This window comes from Pseudoalteromonas sp. GW168-MNA-CIBAN-0100 (assembly GCF_040309225.1).
GTDB lineage: Bacteria > Pseudomonadota > Gammaproteobacteria > Enterobacterales > Alteromonadaceae > Pseudoalteromonas > Pseudoalteromonas arctica.
Genome location: NZ_JBEOOL010000011.1, coordinates 108,823 through 131,266 on the forward strand (window position 1 = coordinate 108,823; position 22,444 = coordinate 131,266).

The window sequence follows — 22,444 nt, forward strand, 5'->3', positions numbered from 1 at the left end:
ATATAAAAATAAACATAAATTACAATAAGTTAATCAATAATAAAAAATAAAAAGAAGACTTTTCTTACAACCAGACATGGTCAATGTCTTACATTAAAACGGACGATATCGTTAATTTTTGACACAAAAAAAGCAGCCTAGGCTGCTTTTTTTAACACATTGTAGTTTATTTATTATTAACTGCTAAATAAATACGACTTTAGTGTAAGCCACCTAAATACTGAGAAAGTACTTCGATGTCTTTATCTGTTAATTTTTTTGCAATATCGCCCATCATGCCATTTAAGTCATTGTGACGAGTACCATCACGGAATTTTTCAAGTTGAGCCTTGATATATCCTGGATGCTGAAAAGAAATTTTTGGAAACTTAGCAAGTGACGAGCCATTACCACGTGGGCCATGACATGCTGCACATGATGGAATTCCACGTTCTGCATCGCCTGCTTTAAAAAGCATCTCGCCAACTTCAACAACATCTTTAGGTGTAGCACCTTCAGTCATGTTCATTGAAGAAAAATAAGCAGCTAGATCTTTCATGTCTTGCTCGCTAAGTGGCATAGCCATAGCGCTCATTACTGGATCCATACGCCCTTCTTTGCCGCCTGACGTCATACCTAATTTTAAATCCTGAAGTTGCTTGAGGATATAATCTGGATGTTGACCTGCAATTTTAGGGTAAATATTAACCGGCGCATTACCGTCTGGGCCGTGACAAGCCGCACACGTTGCTGATTTTTCTTTACCTGCGTTTACATCGCCATCAAATGCTGTTGCGTTGCTTGCTGACAACGCACCAAGCAATATTGTTAAAGATAGTGCTATTTTTTTCATGGTGAATTCTCTGTTTCCGACCCTGTATCATCTACAATCGTGATGTTGTAATACATATATTCTACACGATAATAAATTCTCTGGCACGTTTTCTACACATATTAAGCTTATAATTTACAGGGTTTTGACTTAGATTAAGCTTTAACATGTTTTAAATGTACCATAGGTGCTGTTTTTAGGTGGTTAAATACGCTTTTTAATACATCCTTTATAGTATAAAATACGCGCCCTGAGTGAATTTGGTTTACTCAACGTTATTTATTTAAGTTTTAGGAGAGCCTGTGCTCAAATCTCGTATCAAATATAATACTGCGTCTTTCGTAACAAGCGCTCCCGACATTACTAAATTACCTGCTGATACGGGAATTGAAGTTGCGTTTGCCGGTCGTTCCAACGCAGGTAAGTCGAGTGCATTAAATGCATTAACCGATCAGAAGCTAGCACGTACAAGTAAAACACCTGGACGTACTCAGCTAATCAATACATTCGATTTAGCTGATGTTGACGATATGCGCCTTATCGATTTACCAGGCTATGGTTTTGCTAAAGTACCAATCGAAATGAAAAAGAAATGGCAAAAATCGCTAGGCGAATACCTACAAAAGCGTCAAAGCTTAAAAGGTATTGTTATTTTAATGGATATTCGTCATCCATTAAAAGATTTAGACCGCGATTTAATTAATTGGGCTATTGGTAGTGAAATTCCAGTATTGGCACTATTAACTAAAGCCGATAAATTAAAGCAAGGCCCTCGTAAATCACAAGTACTGCAAGTTCGTCGTGAATTAAGCACGCTTGATGGGGATATTACAGTTCATGCATTTTCATCATTAAAAGGTACGGGTTTACCAGAAGTAGCTAAAAAACTAGATGAATGGTTTTTAGGTCCTGTTATTGCTGTACCACCTACCGATGAAACAATCACAGACGAAACGAACCCAGAGGCTTAAACGCTGGCGTTACGATAAATAAAACTGCTTTCCTGCAGATTTAATAAAATAGCCGAGCTTATCAGACTCGGCTTTTTCAGCCCACTGATAATATACGCTTCGCGCAACACGCGCACTACAGCCATAAGGTAGCTTTAGATAAGGCACTTTTGACCCATTATAGTCTTTTATAACTAAAGGCTGCTGAGCGCTCACCAACCACTGCCTAGCTAAATTATCAATACAACACAACACCTGCCCTTGCACTGTATTTTCAAAACGCCAATCAACAATAATAAACGGCGCATCATCAACCGTTATTGTTATTTTTTCGACAGGTGTTTTTAAATAAAATTGCTCACCTTCTTTACATAAAACAGAAGCAAACAGCTTCACCATGGCTGGGCGTGTTATTTCGCTGCCATCGTAAAACCATTTCCCCTCATGATTAATGACAATTGGCAGTTCACCACAATGATTAGGCTGCCAACTATCAGAAGGTTTGCTTGGCTCGCTTAATTGCTTGCTAAGCTCACTTAAAGAAATCACTGTTTTTTAAGTGTAATTGCAAATGTAACAGGCACTGCTGTTGCAATTGAAGGTAAGCCCGCTAGCTCTTGCAGCTTTTTAACGCCTTCAGTTACACCAAAATCATCACTATTAATAATAATAGGTGTTAATGATGATACCGTTAAATCACCACTTTGCGTGCTGTTAACGAGTACATCAATTGCCAATGGCTTTTTATTACCGTGAAAATCAAGCTCAGCTTTAATACCCTTCAATACATATTGACCAGGCTTTTTAATATTGCTCAGTTCTTTAGTTAAATTTGCAGTTAAAACAGCATTGGGGAATTTAGCGGCTTCGAATAAAAATGTCGTTAAACGCTCATTACGAATAGGAATTAGAGTTTCGGCTGATGTTAAATCAACATTAACGCTAAACTCGCCTTTATCAGAAAGCATACCTTCAAGGTTAGTAAAATGGTGAGCTTCAGCAATCGAATCTTTTTTAATTGAAACAAAGCTTAATTGGCTTTTATCATTCACTAGCTGCCAATTGGCCTGAGCAACATTAGAAATAACTAAACTTGATAAAGAAAAACCTGCAATAGCTAATGCTTTAAACATAACGCACTCCTTAGTAATAAAATGAAAAGAATAAAAATAATATCACTTCGATGGTATCACCTGCGATGTACCCAAACCACCTCGAAATGACGAATGAATAATACAATTGGTATAGCGCAATAAAGAATTAATTAGATAGGATTTTCAGGCGTAAAACAAAAAACGGCCCACCAAACAAGTTGGTAGGCCGGTATAGCAAACTGGGGAGAAGCTATCAATTTGTTGCACCCTTTCAGATGCATCATCAACAGGATGTCCTACAGGATAGGACAGGCGGGACTTTAACAAAAGCACGCATTAAAATACAATCATATTCCTGTAAAACAGCTCGAATTGACGAACATATAACTATTTAATACAAATAGTTGCTTAAATTAACCTTATTTTAACTAAAGCTTGCATATACCTGATTGAATCGCTGTTATTCGCCATCTTTATTAAACATAAAAAAAGCGCCAAAAGGCGCTTTAATTAAAATGCTCAAATTGCATTAATGAGCTTGTTCCCAGTTGTCACCTTCATCAGCTTCAACTATAAGTGGTACATCTAGCGCAGCAGCTTGCGACATCAGTTCACAGATGTGTTTTGTGTACTGTGGTGCGCAGTCTGTTTTGATTTCAAATACTAATTCATCGTGCACTTGCATAAGCAGCTTAATTGTATTTGGCGCTTGTTCGTGTACCCAGCGGTTAACGCTCAGCATTGCCTTTTTAATAATATCGGCGGCAGTACCTTGCATTGGTGCGTTTATAGCAGCACGTTCGGCTCCTTTTCTACGCGCCCCATTACGTGCGTTTATTTCTGGTAAATGTAGGCGACGACCAAATATTGTTTCAACGTAGCCATTTTCAGCTGCTTTTTCGCGCGTTGTTTCCATGTACTCTAATACACCTGGAAAACGCTCAAAGTATTTATCTATGTAATGCTGCGCTTCGTGGCGTGGCACGTCTAGCTGACGTGCTAAACCAAATGCCGACATACCGTAAATTAAGCCAAAGTTTACTGCTTTCGCCTTACGGCGCATATCGGTAGTTACATCATCAAGCTCTACACCAAATACTTCAGCGGCAGTTGCACTATGTACATCTAAGCCGTTAGCAAATGCATTTAATAGACCTTTGTCTTGTGAAAGATGCGCCATAATACGCAGCTCAATTTGACTGTAATCGGCAGCAACAATTTTATAACCATCTGCGGCTATAAACGCTTCACGAATACGACGTCCTTCTTCTGAACGAATAGGAATATTTTGTAAATTAGGATCAGTTGAACTCAAGCGCCCCGTAGCTGTAATTGCCTGATGATAAGACGTATGTACACGCTGGGTTTTCTCATTCACCATTAATGGTAATTTATCGGTGTAAGTTGATTTAAGCTTTGATAAACCACGGTGCTCTATAATTACTTTAGGTAGCGGATAATCATGAGCAAGTTCTTGCAGTACTTCTTCTGCGGTAGAAGGTGCACCTTTAGGCGTTTTTTTAATAATAGGCAGTCCAAGCTTTTCAAACAACAGTACTTGTAGCTGTTTTGGAGAACTTAAGTTAAATGGTTCGCCTGCTATTTCAAACGCTTCTTTTTCAAGCTCAATTAAACGCTCGCCTAAACGTTGACTATGCGCTCCAAGCATATTGCTATCTATCGCAACACCGGTGCGTTCAATATCAGAAATCACACTAATAAGTGGCATTTCTATATCTTCAAATACCGATTTTAGCTTTTCATCAGCTGCTATTTTTGGCCAAAGCACTTCGTGTAAACGCAAAGTAATATCGGCATCTTCTGCGGCGTAAGGCGCTGCTTTTTCAAGTTCAATTTGGTTAAAGGTAAGTTGCTTTTTACCTTTGCCAGCAATATCTTCAAAGCTAATATTTTTATGACCTAGGTATTTAAGTGCTAGCGAGTCCATATCGTGACGCGTGCCTACACTATTAAATACATACGACTCAAGCATGGTGTCAAACTTAATACCATTTAGCGCAAAACCTGCATTCGCTAATACACTTTTGTCATATTTAAGGTTTTGCCCTACTTTAGCTTTGTTTTCATCTGCCAAAATTGGACCTAGCTTTTGCATTACAAATTCAAGGCTTAATTGCTCAGGCGCACCCGGATAGTCATGCGCTACCGGTAAATACACAGCTTCACCCGCTTTTACGGCAAAGCTCATACCCACCAATTGCGCTTTCATGTAATCAAGGCTGGTTGTTTCAGTATCAAATGCAAATAACTCAGCACTATTTAATTGCTCTATTAGCGTATCAAACTGAGCTTGCGTTAAAATAGTTTCGTAATGAGCATCTTCTACTTTTGGTAATTCAGTGGCTTCGGTAGGTACAGCTAAATGTGTTTCAGCATCTTTAGGATTATCAAGTAATTCAGCTAACCAACGACGGAATTCGCACTCACCATATAATGCAATTAATTCGTCTTTGTTAGGCTCTTGAAGCTTGAATGTATCAAGATCAGATTCAACTTCAACATCGCACTTAATTGTCGCAAGTTCGTAGCTTAAAGGCAGATGATCAAGAGCAATTGCTAACTTTTCGCCTATTTTACCTTTAATCTCACTGGCGTGATCCATTACACCTTGAAGAGAACCATATTTTTCTAACCATTTAACTGCAGTTTTAGGACCACAACCTTCAACACCCGGAATATTATCGACCTTATCACCCATTAATGCTAAGTAATCAATAATAAGTTCAGGGCCTACACCAAACTTTTCAACCACGGTAACGGGATCTGAAATACTGTCGGTCATCGTGTTTATTAGCGTAACGTGTTCATTAACAAGCTGTGCCATGTCTTTATCGCCAGTAGAGACGAGTACATGTCGTTTTTGCTCTGACGCTATACGTGCAAATGTACCAATAACATCATCAGCTTCAACGCCTTCAATACTAATTAGCGGAAAGCCCATCGCTTTAATAATACTGTGTATCGGTGCTATTTGAGTGCGTAAGTCATCCGGCATAGGCGGACGATTTGCCTTATACTCGCTATACATATCGTTACGGAACGTTTTACCTTTAGCATCAAATATAACCACCATATGTGAGGGATCGTATTGTCTGATCAAGCTTTTAAGCATGTTGATCACGCCATAAATAGCGCCCGTAGCTTCACCTTTAGAATTAGTTAAATGCGGCGGAGAATGATAAGCACGAAATAAATATGACGAGCCATCAACTAAAATAAGTGGGTTTTCGGGGATCTGAGCCATGGTGAATTTGGATCCTAAATGCAAAAAATTAAGGTAATTATAAGCATGCCATAAGGTAGTAAATAAAACGACAGTGAATTACTGCTTATCGTGTTATTAAAACTATAGCAAGCTGTGGATAAGTGTGTAGATAACAGCCACGAGCTATTCTTCCAAAGCATCATAAAATGCCTAGAAAATACTTTAACTGTATGTTTTAATTTAAAAAAGATAATACGAGGTTCTTTTTTTATTATTTTAAACCAATGTGGAAAAAGGTTTTCTAACGACTGCTTGTGTTGTTATTCACTTTGATTATTCGCGTCCATTTAAATAACCGGAGGAGTATTCTAGCACAATGGATCGAAGATCATAGCGATCCTTTATAATTTTTTTAAAGGCAAAGTGATCGCAAATGGCATAAACCGCAAAACAACTTGCATAGGGAATGATTTTTGTACTAAAAATTTATTTTCGCGAGAAATTTTGAGCATGTTAGACTTCATCCGATCGACTTATAAAAAAGACTTTAGGGGCACAAAAGCATGAAAAACGTAGCGGTAATATTAGCAGGGTCTGGTGTGTACGATGGTAGTGAAATTAATGAAGCAATTTTAACTTTATTACATATAGCCAAAAATGGCGCAACGTATCAGTGTTTTGCACCGGATATTGAACAACTTCATACCATTAACCATTTAACGGGCGAAGTAATGCCTGATAAACGTAATGTATTAACAGAAGCGGCTCGTATTGCACGGGGTGACATTAAATCGCTGCTTGAACTAGACGTAACTCAGTTTGACGCATTAATTGTACCTGGCGGTTTTGGCGCTGCAAAAAACTTATGTGACTTTGCAATTAAAGGCGCAAAAGCAAATATTAATGAAGACGTCCTTAATGCTTGTAAATCATTTGCAAAAGAAAATAAGCCTGCTGGTTATATGTGTATTGCACCCGCTTTGATCCCATTTATTTACGATAACGCCATACTTACTATTGGTAACGATGCAGAGACAGCACAAACGCTAAGCACATTAGGCGCTAAACATATAAATTGTGCAGTAGATGATGTTGTTATTGATCAGCCAAATAAGCTAGTTACAACCCCAGCTTATATGCTTGCGCAATCGATTATTGAAGCCGATGCAGGGATCGAAAAACTAGTTAGTAGCGTATTATCAATAAATTGATCTTAGGATCTAAAAGTTAATTGTATGACTGTTTGCGCTTATTAAATTGCTTAACAAAAAACAGTAAATAATTAAATTTTATTGCGTTAACGCAAAAAGTAGTCAGTTTTATTAATAAAAACGCCTCTTAGCATTTTATAAATTGGCTCAGAGAGTTATAATCGGTTTAATTTCCGTCATCTTTAATCGTGATTGATCACGTTCAAATCGAAGTGAGCAAGGCAAAATGAAAAAATTAACAGCTGCAGCATTATTAATGCTAGCAACCACTGCATACGCACAGCCATATGATAACTCTATGACTGAAGATGCAATTAAAGCACGTCTCGCGCCGGTTGGTGCTGTATACCTTGAAGGCGATAAAGCTGCTGTAGCAGCCGCGCCTACAGGCCCTCGTTCTGGTGAGCAAGTGTATCAAGGTGCATGTTTTGCATGTCACGGTACTGGTGCACTAGGCGCGCCTAAATCGCCTGACGATTGGGCTCCACGTATAGCTAAAGGTAAAGACACTTTACTTGAGCATGCACTAAATGGCTTTAATGCGATGCCTCCAAAAGGCACCTGTATGGATTGTTCTGATGATGAGATAAGCGCTGCTATCGACTTCATGACATCTAAGTAAATACAGCTGAAATACACAAAAAAGGTTTACTTCGGTAAGCCTTTTTTAATACCTAAAATAGTGTTTCTAGCCAGTATGGTAGTACGAATATCAACTTGACGATAAGCGCTAAAAGTGAAAGTATAAGGCTAATAACTATACAATAAAAATAGCCGGTTAGATCATTGGAAGATAAACTCTCAGTATCGAGTAAATTGGCGTATCAAAATAAACGTCTAAAAACATTACTCAATAAATACAAACAATCACATCACTTACAAAATGCGCTGATACAATTATCAGAGCAAGCAAGTACTGTTGCCGAGCTAACCCTACTTTATCCCGCTATCCACGACATTTTACAAAAATATGTGCCGAGTAAAAGTTTTTATGTGGTGCTATTAAATCAATATAGTCAATCGCTAGAACTTTCTTACTTTTCAGATGAAAAAGATGGTATTGCCGTCGCCCTTAACCAATCAAATAGCTTTGATGAAGGCGCCACTGGCTATGTATTTAAACAGGGTAAAACCACATGTTTTACCAAGCAGCAAATGCAAAATGCCGCAGCAGAAGGTTTATTTAAAGCATTAGGCACTCCAGCAGAGCATTGGGTAGGTGTACCGGTTTACCAAGAACATAATATTATCGGTGTATTAGCAGCGCAAAGTTACGATACAAAACAAGGCTATAGCTCACAACAAATACAATTACTTGAGTTTATGTCGCTTTATTTAGCAACTGCAATAGAGCGTGTAAAAAAACGAGAGCTCCTTGAGTCAGAAGTTAAAATTCGTACCCGAGCACTCACTCAAAGTAACGACGCGTTAAACCTTGAAATAGAACAACGCAAACGCGCACTTCAACGCCAACAAATTCTGTTTAAAATATCTGAAATAGCAACGCAAGCTAAAAACCTTGATGATGCTTACTTTAAGATACATGAAATAATAAAAACAATTACCTACGCAGAAAACTTATATATTGCACTTTACGATAAAGAGTCTGGCTGGATAAGCTTCCCTTATTGTGTAGATGAATTTAAAGAAAACACTCAACCAAGACGCTTTGCTAAAGGTTATAGTGAACTGGTAATTAGCACTGAAGAAACGCAACTTATACACCCGTGTAGGGCAAAAGAACTAATAGAAAGCGGTGTAGTACAAAGGGCTAAGCCTGTACAAAAAGAGCAAATGGCCACTAGTTGGTTAGGCGCTCCACTTAAAACAGCTCAAGGTGTTATCGGCCTTATTGTTTGCCAAGCTTACGATAACAAACATATTTTCAGCCAGGATGATTGTGAGCTAATTACCTTTGTATCACATCAAATTGCAGCTGTTTTACAAACAAAGCTCGCCAATCAAGCGATTGCAAAAAGCCATCAAGAACTCGAATTTAGAGTCAATGAAAAAACCAAAGAACTGCGTCAAACTAATCTGCATTTACAAATGCAAATAGATGAACGTAAAAAAATAGAGCAGCAGCTTTATCATGACGCACATCACGACTCTCTTACTAGCTTACCTAATCGCAGCCTATTTTTAACTCAGCTTGAAAAAACGCTACAACATTATCAGCGCTTTCCTGAACATAACTTTGCTGTTTTATTTATTGATTTAGATAAGTTTAAAGACATTAACGACCAGCTTGGTCACCATGCTGGCGATCAGTTTTTAATTAACGTTAGTGAGTTATTTGCCCAGTGTATACGCGAACATGATTTACTAGCACGCTTAGGTGGCGATGAGTTTGTTATTTTATTAACGCACTTAACTGAGCCTCAACAAGCCGAAGATGTTGCCAATCGTATTATCGACTTAATGGAAAAGCCTTTTTGCCTTAAAGGGGAATATTTACAAAGTGGTGCAAGTATAGGGATAACCTATTCAAAGAAAAGCTATACTCATACGGATGAAATTATTCGTGATGCCGATGCTGCAATGTATCACGCTAAAAACTCCGGAAAAAATCGCTACGAGCTATTTCATCCGCTATTAACGCAATCAATACCTGCGCAGGCACTAAAAGCACAACATCACCTTGATATATTACCTATGAGTTTTAGAAGCTCAGAAATAATTACTCTTGATGAGCAACATCAGTCTGAATCTTTATTTGAAGCATTTGGTGAACACCCAATACTTGGCTTTACTAGCTTTGATATTTTGAAAAAGTTTGCATCAGATAAAGAACAGCACCTCGAGATAGAGTTACAGTTATTACAACGCGCTTATGCACAAGCAATTACCGCAAATGTAACTATGGCGCTGGTTCCTTGCTCTGGTTTACTACTTGAGGAGCACGAATTTGTTTTATTTACAGATACGCTAAATAAACAACAAGGGCATAGCCAGCTCTGTTTGCTATTTGATGAGCAAGAAATTCGTCACGCAAGCGCAATACAAATAGAAAATCTCAAAAAGCTATCACAACTTGGTTATTCAATTGGTTTAAACAATTTTGCTAAAGATAGATGCGAACTTAATTTACTAACCGATATTAATTTTGACTATCTGCTACTTAGCTCGACCTTTAGTAAACGTGTTTTACAACAAGAAAGTTACGATTTTCAGCTACAGGGCGTGCTTGCAATTACGAAGCTAAAAGCAATGAAAGTTATTGCTAAAGGACCATCGATACTCAATTTTAGAGCTTTACTAGACAAGCACGGTTTGGCATTTTTTGTGGGAAAACAACACGCTCTAGTGTGCTCTGAGTTGCCTGAAATACAAGCAACCCAGTCTTTATAAAATTAGCCTGAGGTATTACTCAGGCTTTTTAAACATTGCACGAAGGTTAGCGACTCTTGCTTGGCCTTTTTCCATTCGCTCTGCTTGCGTATTTGGCGCCTTTTTATTTTCAAACGCGAGATCGTCCTGCGGTAACTCTTGTACAAATCGGCTTAACTCAGTTTGTGAGGTTTCACCAAATTGACGACGTATTTTTGCATAAGTAAGTGTTAACTCCTGCTGTGCACGAGTAATACCGACATAAGCTAAGCGGCGTTCTTCATCTACGTTATCTTCATCAATACTTACCTGATGCGGAAGTAAGCCCTCCTCCATGCCTACCATAAATACATATGGATACTCTAAGCCCTTTGATGCATGAAGTGTTGATAAGTGCACTGCATCGGTTTCATCTTCTTCTTCGTTACGCTCAAGCATGTCGCGAAGGGTTAGCTTGCTAACAACCTCAGCCAATGTCATTGGCTCGTTGTCGGCATCACCGGTCAACATATCGGTGATCCAGCGATACAGCTCAGATACGTTTTTCATACGCATTTCAGCGGCTTTTGCACTCGGTGACGACTCGTACAAATATGCCTCGTAATTAATATTACGCACTAAGTCTTTAACAGCTTCAAGCGTATCACCGCGTACTGCGTTATCGGATAGCTCAACAACCCAGCGTGCAAACCCAGCAAGCGCATTAAAACCACGCCCTTTTAGTCTGTAGCCTAAATCGTTATCAAAACAGGTAGCAAATAAGCTCATGTGCTTTTCGTTAGCAAGCGTACCAAGCTTTTCAAGTGTGACCGTGCCTATTTCGCGTCGTGGTGTATTTACGATACGTAAAAATGCATTGTCATCATCTTGATTAACTAGCAAACGTAAATACGCCATAATATCTTTAATTTCTGAACGAGCAAAAAATGACATCCCGCCACTAATTTTATAAGGGATACGGTTACTCATTAATGATTTTTCAAAGCCACGTGCTTGATGATTACCACGATATAAAATCGCGTAATCTTTATAGCTGGTACGCTTCATAAACTTATGTGAAATTATTTCAGCAACCACACGCTCAGATTCATGCTCTTCATCGCGGCACCCTATTACTTTAATCGGCTCACCATAACCTAGTTCACTAAATAACTTTTTCTCTATGTCATGTGGGTTATTCGCAATTAAAATGTTAGCCGCTTTTAGTATTCGCCCTGCACTTCGATAGTTTTGTTCAAGCTTTATAAGTCTAAGCCCTGGGTAGTCTTTACCTAATAACACTAAGTTTTGCGGGCGAGCACCACGCCATGAGTAAATTGATTGATCGTCATCACCTACCACAGTAAAACGGGCACGCTCGCCTACTAGCAATTTAACAAGTTGATATTGGCTTGTATTGGTATCTTGATACTCATCCACCAGCAAGTATTTAAAGCGTTGCTGCCAGCGCTCACGTGATGTGGCGTTATTAGTAAGTAACAAAGTAGGGATCATAATTAAATCATCAAAATCCAGTGCGTTATAAGCACGTAGCTGATTTTGATAGCGAGCATACAGCTGTGCAAACAATGCCTTTTGCGCATCACGCGCTTCGCGTATTGCTTGCTCTGGCAGTACTAATTCATTTTTCCAACTACCAATTTCCATTTTAAGTAGTTTGAGTAAGTCCTTGTCTTTTTTTAGCTCATCTTCGGTAAGCTCACTAATAAGCTGATTGGTATCTTGATCATCAAATAACGAAAAGCCGGGTTTAAACCCTAATGTGCTTAACTCTTTTTTTATTATTTCTAAACCGAGTGTATGAAACGTTGATACCCATAAACCTTTAGCGTCTTGCTTTCCGAGCGTTTGCAGTACTCGTTCACGCATTTCTTTGGCTGCTTTATTGGTAAAAGTAACAGCGGCTATATTTCGCGCTTTGTACTCACATTTTTTCACTAAATAAGCGATTTTATTCGTAATAACACGGGTTTTACCAGAGCCTGCGCCTGCGAGTACTAAGCATGGACCACTAATATATTTTACGGCTTCATCTTGTTTAGGATTGAGTTTCATAACGACCAAAGAAATTTAAAAGACGCGCAATTTTAACGTAACCACTACTGCGAGCATAGCAATTGCCTTAATTAATTAAGGTAAAGATGATCATGTGTTAAATACCATGGGTATAAGGTAATATTAGTTATTATTATTTTAGGCCGCATCGAAGGGACAAATATGATCAACCCAGCAAAACTTGAAGAAATTGCTAAGCAAATTACTAGCAATATGCCGCAAGGTGTAAAAAACCTAGCAGAGACACTCGAAGGTAAAACAAAGCAAGTTTTACAAAACAAGCTTGCTGAGATGGATTTTGTGAGCCGTGAAGAATTTGATGTGCAAAGCCAAGTACTTATTCGTACTCGCGAAAAACTAACCGAACTTGAAGCTAAAGTTGCATTGCTTGAGCAACAACTTAGCACTGAGACTGATGCTGAATAATTATACCAATTGCATTAAATTAGTGTTCTATTATAGCGATAAGAAAATAGCTCAATAACAAGGCTAAAATTATGGTACATAGTTGTTCTATATAAATAATTTTTAACGTAGTTAGTGAGTTATTTAATACGCTAGAATGATCATTTTTTTAATAAAATTGGTATTAATTTAGTGTACAAAAAAGGCAGCTTAGGCTGCCTTTTGCGTTTTACCAAGTTTATTCAAATAGCTCATCAAGTACGTAATAAAATAATTTAGCCTGTTGATCTAAACTCACACTCAGCATTTTTTGCGCAACTTGCTCGCCAGTTATTGGTTTGTAACGCTTTAAAAACGGAAGTCGTGTAATAACAGGAAAAATAATACTGCCTATCTTTTCTGCCACTCTAAATTGCTCACGATCACCTAATAATAAAGAGGGTTGTAAAATACTTATTTTATCAAAAGGGAGTGCTTTAATATGTTGCTCAAGCTCACCCTTCATTTTCAAATAAGCACTATTACTGTGCGTGTTCGCCCCGCTTGATGACACTAAGCAGTAATGCGTAACACCATTACATGCCGCTAACTGCGCCGCTATAAACTGATAATCAAAATCTACTTTACGCTGAGCTTGTGTAGAGCCCGCCCGTTTACGGGTTGTGCCCAAACACGAAAACAATACGTCACCTTTAAAAAGCTCAACGTATTGAGTTAATTTTTCAAAATCAATAACGTGATTAACTAGCTTTGCGTGTGTAATAGGCAAAGCCCGACGACTTAACGTAACCACTTTGGTATAACGATCGCTATTAAGTAGCTTATGTAGCAACTCATTACCGACCAAACCTGTAGCACCTATTAATATCGCCGTTTTAGTCATAAATTTATTTATTTTCGCCCACTTTATTAAGTACGTGCTGCACTGCTTTTTTGTAGCTTTGCGTTTCTTCACTCGCGCACGTTACTACAGATTCTAAATCATGAAGATGGCCGTTTTCTAAACCATAAACCCAACCATGAACGCTTAGCTCTTGGCCGCGTTCCCACGCATCTTGCACAATGTTAGTACGGCATACATTACGTACTTGCTCAATTACATTTAGCTCAATAAGGCGGCTTAAACGTTCGCTTTCTGGCATTGCATCAAGTTGTTCAAGATGCTTTTCTTTTACATCCCCTACATGGCGTAGCCAATTATCAATAAAGCCAAATTTTGCATTGTTTAAAACGGCTTGTACGCCACCACAGCCATAGTGACCTACTACCATGATATGTTTTACTTTTAAAACCTCTACAGCGTACTGCATAACCGACAAACAGTTATGGTCAGTGTGTACAACCACGTTTGCAACGTTACGATGCACAAATAATTCGCCTGGTAATAAATCAACTATTTGATTAGCAGGTACACGAGAGTCTGAACAACCAATCCATAAATACTCTGGATTTTGTTGCATAGATAAAATTTTAAAAAACTCAGGATCAGCTTCGCTTGTACGTGCAGCCCAACGTTTATTGTTATCGAATAAATTTTTTAACTTTCTCATTGCATCTCTTATTAAGTCGAGGACGGAAATTTAATGGATATTAGCAAGAATCAAAATATTACGAGGCGTTAACTGCTTTTCACAAAACGTTTTAACGCTTACTTGATAGCCTTGCTGTTGCAAATATAAAGCACGATCGAGCACAAGCCAAACTTCAATTGCTCTTCTGAACACATGTCGAACCAGTTCAACTCGGTCAGTTATTTTTTTTCGAGCAACCCCAACATCTAAATATTTATTATAATCAGTATCTTGAGGTAGGTTTATTGCCTTTTTGTCTGCAGCCCATGCACAAAATGATTTAAACGAATCTGAGAATATAGCTTTGTTAACCGAAGGTACGCTTACATAATATTGCTCGCCAGTAATTGATTTTCTAAGTGCGTCAAAACCAAGTCGCCATTCAAGTTCTGTTTTACGTACTTTTTCCAGACGAGAAGGCGCTGTGACAGTTTCTTGTAATGCGAGCTTTAAATCGCGATGCGTTAGGTTAAGCTCACTTTGGTTTGCAACCTCACTCATTACACGGTACTCATTAGCCGTAAATAAATGATAGCAACAAGGTGAAAAGCTAATTTTCTGTACTTTCGCTAAACTTGCTTGGCGCATAAATGCTTGGTGCAAACCACCACATGCGTGTAGCGCTACGGCATGCATATCAGCATTAAAAAATTGAGTGATATCCTCTTTTAATACATCTGCTTGGCTAAAGTGCATTGCCAAGCCTTGTTGCTGTGCACTTTTTTGTCCTTGCTCGCATAAGCTTTGTTGCAGTTCAATACTATGCACATCACTTGCGCCATTAAAAGCAAGCATTCGCCCTAAGTGTCCTTTACCCGCACACCACTCTAAAACTGGTTGCTTAGTAGTAGGTAGTGCAGATACAAAATCTTGTAACTGATCAAACTTACGACCTTTAATGCCGTTACTTATCCAAAACGGATAATCAGCTCGAGAGTGTGCAGAGCTAGGTAAATCACATAGCTTAGCAAGTTCATCAAGTTGGTTTATGTGTTGGCTAAAAAATTGGTATAGCTGATTTTGATCGTTATCAAGAACGGTTACCTGATCATCAGTTAGTTCGCTAAGCATGCCTTGCAGCTCTGGCCAAGGAATAGTGTCAAAATCAAATGCGGTGCACTGCCAATACTGACGATGGCGCATTAAAAGTGAATCAAGTGCAAAAAATTGCTCAGCTAAAGTCATAACAGCTTAAAAAATAAAAAGACAATTAATTATATCAGCTCAGTGAGCTCTCATTAAGCAGTTATTTTTGGCTAAAAATCAGCCGTAAATACAAAGGTATTGAAATAATACTCACCAAAATAGCTGCTATGAGCATCCATGATAATTGCATCTTTTCAGGCTCTTGGTATTTATAAATAAAGTGAGATTTCACTTCGTCAAATTCGTTTTGCTGTATGCCATATAAGTCAGCAATTAAACGCCACTTTGCTATCGACATATGCCCTAAACTTGTAGTGGGTGGGGTTATATAACTTTTTAGTACTTCAGCCTCAAAGGCGAGCTGATGAAAGCTCTTACTCGGTGCATAGTTTTGCTGGGTGACTGCAATGGCTTCATCCATATTCATCATTGCATAGCGCCAACCTTTTAGGCTCGCTTGGTAGAATTTTTCGACCGTTTGTGGATTTTGCTTAAGCATGTTTTCGCTGGTAAATAAAATGTCGCTATATACATCCATACCATAACGCTGTGGGCAAACAAGCCGATGAGCTACGCCTTGTTGAGTCATATAATAAGGCTCTGTAGTAACATAAACTTGCATAGCATCTAGCTTGTTTTCAATCCAAGCCTGGTTAAAATTTTCGCCATTGTAAACTTTGAGTTTATCTACATCAACGCCACTGCGTTTAAGCATAATAAGTAGCTCGGTGCCATCATTTTTGCTCACCGCAGTGATACGTTTATTAACAAAGTCACGTGGATGAAAAATATCAGACGTGTCTTTTACCATCCAGCAGTAAGGTGAAAATTGTAATAAGGCAGCCATAGCAACAAGAGGTTGGCCATTTATACGTTGCTGTAAAATACCAGAATGCCCTACACCAAATTGTGCCTCGCCACTGGCGACAGGACCAAAGGTATCAGGTTTCATTGGATTAGCTTGTTCAATGGTGACATCGAGGCCCGCTTCATTATAAAAGCCTTTTTGCTTTGCCATATAATAACCGGCAAACTGAAACTGATGTGTCCATTTTAGCTGTAATGTGACAGATTCTTGCGCCGCGATATGGCTACAAAAAAAGCACAATCCAATGATTAATCCTTTAAATAGCAACTAGGTGCCCTCAAAAAGTATGACGATTACCTGTAACTATATGTAAAACGTGTAATAAAGCAAGCACCCGAGTAAGGTGCCTGCCTTTAAAGAAGAATTATACTGAGGCGAGTTTTTCGGCTTTTTCTGCTTGCGGTTTTGATGTTAAAAATTGGGTAAAACACGGATTTTGTGTTTCATCTTGTACACTGTAACCTAGGCGATTCAAATGCTCGTTAAACATCTCGTACTGACTCGGCTCAATAGCAAAACCTGCCAGTACATTCCCCATCGAACCACCGTGATTACGATAATGAAATAAGGTAATGTTCCAATTGCTGCCTAAAGTATCTAAAAAGCGTGCAAGCGCACCCGGATACTCAGGAAATTCAAAGCGCAATAAACGCTCATGTAATTGCTCTGGTGCTTTTCCGCCAACCATATAACGCACATGTAACTTAGCGAGTTCGTTATCCGACAGATCGCAAAATTGATAATCGTTATTTGTTAAGTCTTGCTTTAACTCATTAAGCTCTTGCTCGCCTTGGCGCAGGGCAATACCCACAAATATTTGTGCTTCACCAGGTCCTGCATAACGGTAGTTAAATTCAGTAATAGCACGGCCACCTAAAGAAGCACAAAACTGTTTAAAACTGCCTTTTTCTTCTTTAATAGTAACGGCTAATAGCGCCTCGTTTTTTTCACCCAGCGCAGTACGCTCTGCAACATAACGCAGGCGATCAAAGTTTAAATTAGCACCCGACAAAACAGCGGCTAAGTGCAACCCTTTTAATCCCGACTGCTGACTCCACTTTTTAAGCCCAGCCGTTGCAAGTGCACCTGAAGGCTCTGCAATTGCACGCGTAGATACAAAAATATCCTGCATGGCTGCACATATTTCATCGCTAGTTACTGTAACAACCTCATCGCAAAACTTTTGCGCTAAACGAAATGTTTCAGTACCAATAATTTTAACCGCTACGCCATCGGCAAAACTACCAACGCGATCAAGCTCTACTGGCTTACCGGCTTCAAGTGCTGCTTGTAAACATGCACTTTCGTCGGCTTCTACGCCAATTACTTTTATATCTGGACGCAACGATTTAATGTAAACCGCCATACCAGCAAGTAAGCCACCACCGCCAACAGGAATAAACACAACATCAAGCTCGTTTAATTGCTGCATTAACTCGCGTGCTACAGTGCCTTGACCAACAATGACATCCGGATCATCAAATGGTGGGACAAATATACCATTGCGTTGCTCTGTAAGCTCAAGCGCATAGGCTTTTGCTGCATCAAAATGATGGCCATGTAATACAACTTCACCGCCAAGTGCACGCACTGCGCTGACTTTTATTTCAGGCGTTGTTACTGGCATTACAATAGTCGCTTGATGCCCTAAGTGAGATGCACTTAATGCAACCCCTTGAGCATGATTACCCGCAGAAGCAGTGATAACCACTGAGCCTTTAGGTAATTTATTTAATTTGTTATACGCACCGCGTAATTTAAATGAATACACGGGCTGCTGGTCTTCACGCTTTAACCAAACATGATTACCTAGCTTTTTACTGAGTTCAGCCATTTCGCTAACCTCAGTAACTTTAGCCAAAGGCTCCATGTTTGCTTGAATAATAGCGCGAAAATAATCGAGCTCTTGAGAGACCATAATTAACTAAGCGCCTCCAATTTAGCTAAGTCGCGCACAGCGCCTTTATCAGCACTTGTTGCAAGTAATGCATAAGCCTTTAAAGCAGACGATACATAGCGCTCACGATCAACTGGCTTGTACGCCATTTTTCCGCGTGCTAATTGCTTTTGTTTACGTGCCTCAAGTTCTTCATCGCTTAGCGCTAAAGTGATTTCACGTGTTGCGATATCAATAATGATTTTGTCGCCATTTTCAACATAAGCAATTGCACCACCACTCGCCGCTTCTGGCGATACATGGCCAATTGATAAACCCGAAGTACCACCCGAAAAGCGACCATCTGTAATAAGAGCACACTTTTCAGCTAAGCCTTTTGATTTTAAGTAGCTTGTTGGGTATAGCATTTCTTGCATACCTGGACCGCCTTTTGGTCCTTCATAACGAATAACAACAACATCGCCGGCTTTTACTTCGTTATTTAAAATCCCTTCTACTGAATCATCTTGTGATTCGTATACAATGGCGGTGCCTTCAAAATGTAGCATTTCGTCAACTACGCCAGCACTTTTTACAACACAACCATCAACGGCTAGATTACCCGAAAGCACAGCTAAACCACCGTCTTGGCGAAAAGCATGTTCAACGCTTCGAATACACCCATTCACGCGGTCATTATCGCCTTCATCCCAACGACACTCTTGGCTCATTGCTTTAGTAGTTCGAATGCCCGCAGGACCCGCACGGTAAAATTTGCGCGCTACTTCGTTAGTTGGGTCAGTTGCATCCCATTTTTTAACAAGCTCAGCCATCGTTGACCCTGCGACATGATTCACTGACATATCAACTAAGCCCGCTTTACCAAGCTCGCGTACGACTGCCATCATGCCACCAGCACGGTGGACATCTTCAATATGGTACTCTGGTGTTGCTGGTGCAACTTTACATAAAAACGGTGTTTTACGAGAAAGCGCATCAATGTGCGACATATCAAAATCAACGCCCGCTTCTTGCGCTGCTGCGAGTAAATGTAATACGGTATTTGACGAGCCGCCCATTGCAATATCAACAACCATTGCATTCATAAAGGCTGTTTTGTTAGCAATAGCACGTGGTAATACATCTTGATTATCTTTTTGATAATACTCACGACATAAATCAACAATACGAGCCCCTGCTTCAACATACAGTTGTTTACGGTCTTTATGAGTGGCAAGCGTGGTACCGTTACCCGGAAGTGCTAAGCCTATTGCCTCTAACAAACAGTTCATTGAGTTTGCAGTAAACATGCCTGAACACGAACCACATGTAGGACACGCAGAACGCTCTACTTGTTCTGAATCTGCATCACTTACCGACTCATCTGCACCTTTAACCATGGCATCAACTAAATCAAGTTTAATGTCGATGTTAGCAAGTTTAGTTTTACCCGCTTCCATTGGGCCGCCCGATACAAATATTACCGGTATGTTTAAACGTAGCGCTGCAAGCATCATCCCTGGGGTGATTTTGTCGCAGTTTGAAATACAGATCATCGCATCGGCGCAGTGACCATTTACCATGTATTCAACCGAGTCAGCAATTAAATCGCGTGAAGGCAGCGAATAAAGCATACCGCCGTGTCCCATCGCAATGCCATCATCAATAGCAATGGTATTAAATTCTTTAGGAACTCCACCCGCTTGGGTTATCGTCTCACCCATAAGCTCACTAAGCTGATTAAGGTGTACATGCCCTGGTACAAATTGTGTAAACGAGTTAACTACGGCAATAATCGGTTTACCAAAATCAGAGTCTGTCATACCTGTTGCGCGCCATAATGCTCTTGCGCCTGCACGTTTACGTCCTTCAGTTGTTGTTGCACTTCTTAATTTAGCCATAGTTACCTCAGTTTTTGCCGCAATATAAGCGGGCATTCCTCATTCTAAAATTGGTGAATAACCGAGTGACTCAGTTACTCGTAAATTATTTTTTAATTCGTAATTACACAGCCTGTTGGTGCTGTAAATTTTGTAAAGTGACTTCTTTTACATCCACCAGCTTGTTTAGCTGGCTGGTTAATAGGTGAATAGGTTTATCACTATCTACCGTCATGGCTACGTTGTATAAGCCATCATCCATATTGAGCTGAAAATGCGTTAGGTTAAAACCACGATGACGCACCACTCGTAAAAAGCGCTCTACCGCTATACTTTGGCTTTTTAATGCAATAGTTAGGCTATGTTTCATTTTGCTTTCTCCGTCATCATTTCGTCGTTAGCAGCCCCAGGTGGTACAAGTGGCCAAACATTTTCTTTATCATCAATACAGGCATGTACTATGTACGGGCCTTTGCTGTTAACTAATGCTGTAATAGCATCATCAACTTGGTTCGCGTGGGTAATTGTTTGCCCTGGAATACCAAATACAGCAGCTAGTTGCACAAAGTCTGGGTTATCCGACAGGTTAGTTTCAGAGTAACGTCCTTCAAAAAACAGTTCCTGCCATTGGCGAACCATACCCAAGCGCTGGTTATCTAAAATTAATATTTTTACAGGTAAATTATTACGGCGAATCGTGGCCAATTCTTGAATATTCATCATTATTGAGCCATCGCCCGATACAGTGATAACAAAGTCATCAGGGCGTGCTACTTGTGCGCCAATAGCAGCCGGTAAACCAAAGCCCATCGTGCCTGCGCCACCACTGCTTAAATGATTACTCGGGTGAGTAAACTTCATGTGTTGTGCTACCCACATTTGATGCTGACCTACATCGCAGCACACAACGCCAGTTTTTGGCATGCGTTGGCTCAGTTGGTTTAATAAGTACGGTGCGTAGACCTTCTCACCTGGGTAGTCGTAACGCCACGCGTGTTTAATATTCATTTCTTTATTTGTGTCACACCACGCTTTAGGTGTTACAAAGCACTCAAGTGCGGGTAACGACGTTTTTAAATCAGCAATTAATGAAGCTTTAGCAGGTTTTCGCTTACCAACTTCAGCAGCATCGATATCTAAATGGATTACTTTAGCTTTAGCTGCAAATTTAGCTAAGTTACCCGTTACGCGGTCATCAAAGCGCGCACCTATACACACAAGTACATCACATTCTTGCACGGCAATATTAGCGGCTTGACCACCATGCATACCTAGCATGCCTAAGTAATGCTCGTAGTCAGGTAACACACTGCCTAATGCTTTTAGTGTTGATACAGCAGGCATCTGCGTTTTATTTAAAAACTGCATTAACTCGTCTTGCGCATCAGCGGCTTGTACACCACCGCCTACGTACGCTACAGGCTGTTTAGCCTCACTCAACAATTGATTAGCAATAGCAACTTGCTTTAAATCTAACTCAGGTAAGTATTCATCAGCTGCAAGCCAAGGCTTAAAAGGGACTTGCGCCATTTGAATATCTTTTGGGATATCGACAAGTACAGGACCTGGTCGGCCGCTTTGTGCTAAATGAATTGCTTCTTGTAATATCTCTGCTAAGTCTTCCGCTCGTTCCACCATGTAGCTGTGCTTAGTACACGAAAGCGACATACCTAGTACATCTATTTCTTGAAACGCATCTGAACCAATAGCTGCAGTAGGCACTTGGCCGGTGATCGCCAATAATGGTACTGAGTCCATCATCGCATCAGCAAGGGCAGTTATTAAGTTAGTTGCACCTGGGCCCGATGTTGCAAAACACACACCTAATTTACGCGTGCTGCGAGCATAACCAACAGCTGCAAACCCTGCACCTTGCTCATGGCGAGTAAGGTAGTGTTTGACTGGCGCGCCATACAGCGCATCGTAAATTGGCATAATAGCTCCGCCTGGGTAGCCAAATACTTCATTTACGCCGTGTTTGGCCAATAAGTCGATTGTTAGTTCTGCGCCTGTCATTAATA

Annotated in this window: 18 protein-coding genes; 5 read left to right on the forward strand and 13 right to left on the reverse strand. The window is 39.8% G+C overall.

What is annotated here, in order from left to right; translation table 11 throughout:
* Positions 1-199 precede the first annotated feature (199 nt).
* Positions 200-832, reverse strand: coding sequence for a c-type cytochrome (locus AAEY62_RS08955; RefSeq protein ID WP_007582080.1), 633 nt, complete (start codon positions 830-832; stop codon positions 200-202).
* A gap of 281 nt (positions 833-1,113) precedes the next feature.
* On the opposite strand from AAEY62_RS08955, the gene yihA reads away from it, so the two are divergent.
* The gene (gene yihA, locus AAEY62_RS08960) at positions 1,114-1,782 is read left to right on the forward strand and encodes a ribosome biogenesis GTP-binding protein YihA/YsxC (RefSeq protein ID WP_007377272.1); all 669 of its coding nucleotides are present in this window, start codon (positions 1,114-1,116) and stop codon (positions 1,780-1,782) included.
* 9 nt (positions 1,783-1,791) lie between these two features.
* On the opposite strand, the gene AAEY62_RS08965 is transcribed toward yihA, so the two are convergent.
* From AAEY62_RS08965 to polA, 3 genes are all read right to left on the reverse strand, one after another.
* Positions 1,792-2,310: a DUF1285 domain-containing protein gene (locus AAEY62_RS08965; RefSeq protein ID WP_350634826.1), complete on the reverse strand. Its 519-nt coding sequence runs from the start codon at positions 2,308-2,310 to the stop codon at positions 1,792-1,794.
* Entirely contained in the window at positions 2,307-2,894 is a 588-nt protein-coding gene (locus AAEY62_RS08970) for a YceI family protein (RefSeq protein ID WP_007582084.1), read from the reverse strand. Before AAEY62_RS08970 ends, AAEY62_RS08965 begins: the two co-directional genes overlap by 4 nt.
* A gap of 490 nt (positions 2,895-3,384) precedes the next feature.
* The gene (gene polA / locus AAEY62_RS08975) at positions 3,385-6,120 is read right to left on the reverse strand and encodes a DNA polymerase I (protein ID WP_024606999.1); all 2,736 of its coding nucleotides are present in this window, start codon (positions 6,118-6,120) and stop codon (positions 3,385-3,387) included.
* Between the two features lie 524 nt (positions 6,121-6,644).
* Here polA and elbB point away from each other — a divergent pair.
* From elbB to AAEY62_RS08990, 3 genes are all read left to right on the forward strand, one after another.
* Complete coding sequence (gene elbB, locus AAEY62_RS08980; RefSeq protein WP_024606998.1) at positions 6,645-7,292, forward strand: isoprenoid biosynthesis glyoxalase ElbB; 648 nt, start codon at positions 6,645-6,647, stop codon at positions 7,290-7,292.
* Between the two features lie 226 nt (positions 7,293-7,518).
* A complete protein-coding gene (locus AAEY62_RS08985; protein ID WP_007582093.1) occupies positions 7,519-7,914 on the forward strand; it encodes a c-type cytochrome in 396 nt (131 codons plus the stop codon).
* 164 nt (positions 7,915-8,078) lie between these two features.
* On the forward strand, positions 8,079-10,643 hold the full coding sequence (locus AAEY62_RS08990) for a sensor domain-containing diguanylate cyclase (protein ID WP_024606916.1): 2,565 nt from the start codon (positions 8,079-8,081) through the stop codon (positions 10,641-10,643).
* A gap of 15 nt (positions 10,644-10,658) precedes the next feature.
* On the opposite strand, the gene rep is transcribed toward AAEY62_RS08990, so the two are convergent.
* Positions 10,659-12,677, reverse strand: a complete 2,019-nt coding sequence (gene rep / locus AAEY62_RS08995; RefSeq protein WP_101164490.1) for a DNA helicase Rep — start codon at positions 12,675-12,677, stop codon at positions 10,659-10,661.
* 162 nt (positions 12,678-12,839) lie between these two features.
* On the opposite strand from rep, the gene ubiK reads away from it, so the two are divergent.
* The gene (gene ubiK / locus AAEY62_RS09000) at positions 12,840-13,103 is read left to right on the forward strand and encodes a ubiquinone biosynthesis accessory factor UbiK (RefSeq protein ID WP_024608186.1); all 264 of its coding nucleotides are present in this window, start codon (positions 12,840-12,842) and stop codon (positions 13,101-13,103) included.
* A 217-nt stretch (positions 13,104-13,320) separates the two neighbouring features.
* Here the strand turns inward: ubiK and AAEY62_RS09005 are convergent, their stop codons facing one another.
* The 8 genes from AAEY62_RS09005 to ilvG form a co-directional block, all read right to left on the reverse strand.
* Positions 13,321-13,965 (reverse strand): NAD(P)H-binding protein, encoded by a 645-nt coding sequence (locus AAEY62_RS09005; RefSeq protein ID WP_024607223.1) that lies wholly within the window; start codon positions 13,963-13,965, stop codon positions 13,321-13,323.
* A gap of 4 nt (positions 13,966-13,969) precedes the next feature.
* Entirely contained in the window at positions 13,970-14,632 is a 663-nt protein-coding gene (gene can, locus AAEY62_RS09010; protein ID WP_007582103.1) for a carbonate dehydratase, read from the reverse strand.
* A gap of 30 nt (positions 14,633-14,662) precedes the next feature.
* Positions 14,663-15,838 (reverse strand): methyltransferase, encoded by a 1,176-nt coding sequence (locus AAEY62_RS09015; RefSeq protein WP_350634827.1) that lies wholly within the window; start codon positions 15,836-15,838, stop codon positions 14,663-14,665.
* A gap of 61 nt (positions 15,839-15,899) precedes the next feature.
* Positions 15,900-16,934: an ABC transporter substrate-binding protein gene (locus AAEY62_RS09020; RefSeq protein ID WP_101216538.1), complete on the reverse strand. Its 1,035-nt coding sequence runs from the start codon at positions 16,932-16,934 to the stop codon at positions 15,900-15,902.
* Positions 16,935-17,031: 97 nt separating this feature from the next.
* Positions 17,032-18,585 (reverse strand): threonine ammonia-lyase, biosynthetic, encoded by a 1,554-nt coding sequence (ilvA, locus tag AAEY62_RS09025; protein ID WP_350634828.1) that lies wholly within the window; start codon positions 18,583-18,585, stop codon positions 17,032-17,034.
* 2 nt (positions 18,586-18,587) lie between these two features.
* A complete protein-coding gene (gene ilvD, locus AAEY62_RS09030) occupies positions 18,588-20,444 on the reverse strand; it encodes a dihydroxy-acid dehydratase (RefSeq protein WP_024591428.1) in 1,857 nt (618 codons plus the stop codon).
* A 103-nt stretch (positions 20,445-20,547) separates the two neighbouring features.
* Entirely contained in the window at positions 20,548-20,793 is a 246-nt protein-coding gene (gene ilvM / locus AAEY62_RS09035; RefSeq protein WP_010553831.1) for an acetolactate synthase 2 small subunit, read from the reverse strand.
* Positions 20,790-22,439, reverse strand: coding sequence for an acetolactate synthase 2 catalytic subunit (ilvG, locus tag AAEY62_RS09040; protein ID WP_007582116.1), 1,650 nt, complete (start codon positions 22,437-22,439; stop codon positions 20,790-20,792). The genes ilvM and ilvG overlap by 4 nt, the downstream gene beginning before the upstream one ends.
* Positions 22,440-22,444: the final 5 nt, after the last annotated feature.